The organism is Endozoicomonas sp. SESOKO3, assembly GCF_024606255.1.
In genome coordinates, this window is record NZ_JAHHPR010000498.1 from 1 (window position 1) to 1,861 (window position 1,861).

Below are 1,861 nucleotides of genomic sequence, written 5' to 3' on the forward strand. Positions count from 1 at the left end.
CGCGATGCCTGCTGAAGCCAGGAACATGGCCTATGCGGGGGCGGTTCTGAACATAATCGGCTCAAACTACAGCCTCGCCATGAGCGGCAACTGGTTGCTGAGTAAAACCCTTGTCAAAACGAAAAATCCGGCAGGAGCCATTGGCGTAGCTTTCAAGCTGGGTCCAAAAGCGTCGCGAATGGTAGCCAGGGCTTTACCGCTGGTAGGCGGTGTCATAGCTCTGGCCGCTGGCACTGTTTCACTGGCCGGTAATGTCGACAACGCCGTGGCGGCAAGCAAGGCTGGCAACCGTAAACAGGCGGCCATTTTTGGCGCAATAGCGGCCCTTGATGTCATTACGATTGGCCTTGATGTTCTGGGTCTGGCGCTGGACTTCATCTTTCCAAAGCTGGGTCTTGTTGTAGATCTGATCAGCACGCTGTTGGGTTTCGTGCAGACTGCCCTGGTGGCACTGATGCCGCCACCTAACGCCAGGCAGGATTTCGATGCTTTATTGGCAGGCGATGAATTCAAAAAATATATTGAAGACAAAGTGGCTCATTTTGAGAAAGCTGGCTACAGGAGGCTTCAGCTCCACCTGGATGCCAGCGATTTTCTTGATCAGGATAAGTACGAGGATAATCTCGAGTCATTGACGAAGTCCATTGACAGGCTTTTGGGTGGCAAAAGAGACAAGGGACTTGCCCTTGAAGCTGGACTCAACGTCAGGCGAGAGGTGATAGGAACGACTCTGCGGGACTACATGTATGGCAAGAAAGGTTACAAGATATTTTATGGTCTGGATGGCGATGACACCCTGATCGCTGACAAGGGAGAGCTCTATGGCGGTTCAGGCAACGACAGGCTGATCCTGAAAAAAGATGGCATAGCAAAAGGGGGCACAGGCCGTGATACTATCCGGATCGAAAGGTCAGGGAAGGCGTTTGGAGGCCCTGATAGTGACAGGATATGGATTGACGGGTCAGGGACTGCCTATGGCAACCGTGGTAATGACGTCCTCCATCTGGGATATCGTGGGATAGGCTTTGGCGGACCAGGTGGTGACACTATTTTTAACGGCGCGCTACAGGACGGAGGCGATGATAATGACAGGCTCATAGATGACCTTGGCGATATCGAACAGTATGGCGGTACTGGAGATGACTTGCTTCAACCGGGCTTAGGCATAGGGAACATTAGAGGAGGTCATGGAAATGATACCCTTGTTTTGCCGGCACAGGTCAGGTTTCCTTACTCCGGATACAACACCCTCCATCAAAGGTTTAGGGGTTACTATCCCCTTCCCTGGACGAAATCCAGCGCATTCTTCGAGGTTAACTTACAAGAAGGACGCTGGCGTAGCCATTTTGCTGTATACCTGCAAGACCACAACCTTAAGCGCCTTGCGCCGGATGGCAATGAAACAGGAGGAACAACCCTTTTTCGACTCCTTCGCATACCGGAGCGCGGTTTCAGGTCCACCAAAGCCACTCCCGATGAGTATCTGAGCCCAAGGAAATTATACATTGCCCCGCTGTCAGAGATAAAAGCTGACTACTCGCGTGAACTGGTTGACAAAGTATTGATATCTGACCATTTACTGACAGGTTACGATAAAAAGCACACAGGCGTAAGACGGATTTCTGATCAGTACAGCAACCAGATCTTCTATTACGTTGGGGAAATCGTTTACAGAGTGGCCCATGACCGGAGAGGAGATAAAAAGAAAAAGCGTGTCCATTCAAATCAGGACATCCACGTGATCTCAAACTCCGGAAAGCAGAGAAGAGGTACGAGAGGTTATGTCTATTTTTCAGATCAGGGCATCTACCTGAAATCAGACCAGGATTTGTATTACTTCAGTAAGCAGGGACTGATAGAA

1 protein-coding gene is annotated in these 1,861 nt (G+C 50.5%); it reads left to right on the plus strand.

Annotated elements, in window-relative coordinates:
- Positions 1-1,861 (plus strand): calcium-binding protein (locus KDK18_RS08665; protein ID WP_306670899.1); only part of this gene is annotated, 1,861 nt, incomplete at both ends.